The sequence below is a fragment of the Marilutibacter aestuarii genome (genome assembly GCF_006546775.1).
GTDB classification, from domain to species: domain Bacteria; phylum Pseudomonadota; class Gammaproteobacteria; order Xanthomonadales; family Xanthomonadaceae; genus Marilutibacter; species Marilutibacter aestuarii.
This window is the reverse complement of sequence record NZ_VICE01000055.1, coordinates 1-2,642: the sequence shown is the minus strand read 5'-3', so window position 1 is coordinate 2,642 and position 2,642 is coordinate 1. Positions and strand designations below refer to the sequence as shown.

Annotated in this window: 4 protein-coding genes; 3 read left to right on the top strand and 1 reads right to left on the bottom strand. The window is 73.8% G+C overall.

From position 1 onward, the window contains the following. The 3 genes from FKV25_RS05955 to tsaB all read left to right on the top strand — a co-directional run. A partial coding sequence (locus FKV25_RS05955) for an ATP-dependent DNA helicase (RefSeq protein WP_141517880.1) occupies positions 1-943 on the top strand: 943 nt, incomplete at its 5' end. 12 nt (positions 944-955) lie between these two features. Beyond that, positions 956-1,375 carry a VOC family protein gene (locus tag FKV25_RS05950; protein WP_141517879.1) on the top strand — a complete coding sequence of 140 codons (420 nt, stop codon included), beginning with the start codon at positions 956-958 and terminating at the stop codon, positions 1,373-1,375. After that, on the top strand, positions 1,372-2,082 hold the full coding sequence (tsaB, locus tag FKV25_RS05945; RefSeq protein ID WP_141517878.1) for a tRNA (adenosine(37)-N6)-threonylcarbamoyltransferase complex dimerization subunit type 1 TsaB: 711 nt from the start codon (positions 1,372-1,374) through the stop codon (positions 2,080-2,082). The genes FKV25_RS05950 and tsaB overlap by 4 nt, the downstream gene beginning before the upstream one ends. Before the next feature lie 9 nt (positions 2,083-2,091). On the opposite strand, the gene FKV25_RS05940 is transcribed toward tsaB, so the two are convergent. Continuing rightward, positions 2,092-2,642: energy transducer TonB (locus tag FKV25_RS05940; RefSeq protein WP_141517877.1), on the bottom strand; the 551-nt coding region annotated here is incomplete at its 5' end.

The following is a 2,642-nucleotide window of genomic DNA, read 5'->3' as shown; positions in this document are numbered from 1 at the left end:
GGACACGCCGCCGCCCGCCGATCCGGACGAGCGGGCGCCACCGACGCTGCCCGGGGACGTCGACAGCGTGCGCTGGTACGAGCTGACCGCGCGCGGTTTCCGCCTCAGCCGCACGCCGCTCGATGTCTCGGCGCCGCTGGCCCAGCACCGCGAACGTTCGCGCGCGGCGTGGGTGTTCACCTCCGCCACGCTGGCGATCGGCGGGCGTTTCGAGCACTACGCGCGCAAGCTCGGCCTGGAGGCCCCGCGGACCCTGCTCGCGCCCAGCCCCTTCGACTGGCCGCGGCAGGCGCTGTGCTACCTGCCGCGAGGCCTGCCCGAGCCGGCATCGCGCGAGTATGGCGCGGCCCTGCTCGATGCCGTGCGGCCGGTGCTCGAGGCATCGGGTGGGCGCGCCTTCCTGCTGTTCGCTTCGCACCGCGCGCTGCGCGAGGTCGCCGCGCTGCTCCGTGCAGCCGAGGCGCCCTGGCCCCTGTTCGTGCAGGGCGAGGCCCCGCGTGGCCTGCTGCTGGAGCGCTTCCGCGCCTCGGGCAACGGCGTGCTGCTGGGCGCGGCGAGCTTCCGCGAGGGCGTCGACGTCGCCGGCGAGGCGCTGAGCGTGGTGGTCATCGACAAACTGCCCTTCGGCGCGCCCGACGATCCGGTGTTCGAGGCCCGCCTGGAGGCGATCCGTCGCGCCGGCGGCAATCCGTTCCGCGACGAGCAGTTGCCGCAGGCCGTCATCGCCCTCAAGCAGGGCGCAGGACGCCTGATCCGCAGCGAGGGCGACCGCGGCGTGCTGGTCCTGTGCGACCCCCGCCTGCTGGGCAAGAGCTACGGTCGCGTGTTCCTCGATTCGCTGCCGCCGCTGCCGCGCAGCCGCGAGATCGACGACGTGCAGGCGTTCTTTGGGGGACAATGCAAGGCCCCGGTTCCCGCGCCCACGGGCGAGGACCTGTTCTGAAGGAGGCCAGGCATGCCCAGCGATCCCCCCCGCGTCCATGGACTGGGCGGCATTTTCTTCAAGGCCGAGGATCCCGAGGCGCTCGGCGCCTGGTATGCCGAGCACCTGGGTGTCGGCGTGCAGGCGTGGGGCGGCGCGGTGTTCCCCTGGCGTCGCGCCGACACCGGCCAGGATGCCTTCACCGTCTGGTCGCCGTTCAAGGCGACGACGGAGTACTTCAAGCCCAGCGACAAGCCCTTCATGCTCAATTTCCGCGTCGATGACCTCGAGGCGACGCTGGCGGCCCTGCGCGAGGAGGGCTGCAACGTCCTGGACCGGCGCGAGGATGGCGAGCAGGGCCGTTTCGGCTACGTCATGGACCCGGAAGGACACCTGGTCGAACTCTGGGAGCCGGCGCCGGACCCCGCTTCGGCGGGGGAGGCAGGCGCGTGAGGCTGCTCGCACTGGAAACCGCCACCGAGGCCTGCTCGGTCGCGCTCTGGCTTGACGGAGACGTCGTGGAGCGCTTCGCGATCGCACCGCGCCAGCATGCCGAACTGACCCTGCCCTGGGCCGGCGAACTGCTGGCCGAAGCCGGCATCGCCCGGTCGCAACTCGACGCGATCGCGGTCGGGCGCGGCCCCGGGGCGTTCACCGGCGTGCGCCTGGCCATCGCGCTGGCGCAAGGCATGGCGCTGGCGCTCGACCGGCCGGTCGTCCCGGTCTCCACCCTGCTGGCGCTCGCGACGCGCGCGCCGGGCGGCGGCGATGACGGCCCGGTGCTGGCCGCGATTGATGCCCGGATGGGCGAGGTGTACGCCGCGGCGTTCGCGCGCCGCGACGGCGCCTGGCGGGCGCTCGACGCCGAGCGCGTGTCGCCGCCTGGCGACGTCGAACTGCCGGCCGATCCGGCGGGGCACGGTTGGCACGGCGTGGGCACAGGGTTCGCCGCGGTCGATGGCGCGTTGCGCCAGCGCCTGGGGGCGCGACTGGCGACGGTCGCCGACGACGCGCTTCCGCATGCGGCCGACGTCGCCCGCCTCGGCGCGGAGGCCTTCGCGAAGGGCGAGGCGGTGGCGCCCGAGCGGGTCGAACCGGCCTACCTGCGCAACAACGTCGCCCTCACCCTGGTCCAGCAGCAGGCCCTCAAGGGCCGTTGAGGCGCGGCCTCAGTCGTCCACGAGCGTGCCGCCTGGCAGGAAGTTCCAGGTCCGGGTCACGTGCAGGATGTCCGGGTCTTCCTCGGTCCGCGGCAGCGGCGGGTAGGGCTCGGCCAAGCGCGCGATCCGCAACGCCGAGGAGTCGAGCAGGGGCGTGCCGCTGCTCTTGATGATCTCGGCCCGCTCGACGGAGCCGTCGCGGCGGATCGCCACGCTGATCACCACCTGGCCGGCCAGCCGGCGCCGACGCGCCTCGTCGGGGTAGTTGAGGTTGCCCACGCGCTCGACCCGGTCCACCCATTCGCGCAGGTAGGCGGCCCACGCGTATTCCTGCGTGCTGGCGGAGACGAACTTGCGCTTGGGCCGCTTGGCGTAGCGCTCCGAGCGCAGGTGGATCTCCGCGGCCAGGCGCGCCATCGCCATGTCGCGTTCGACCTTGAGGTCGCCGCGTGGCAGCGGCAGCTCGTCGGGGTCGGGCGTGTCGCGGGCCGGCGGCGCGCGATCCTCGCCACGGGTGCTGGCGACCACCCGTGCTTCCGGCGGGGGTTGCGCGGCGGGCG

Coding starts and splice junctions, on each gene's coding strand:
- FKV25_RS05950 (WP_141517879.1), top strand. CDS start 956: ATGCCCAGCGATCCCCCCCGCGTCCATGGACTGGGCGGCATTTTCTTC.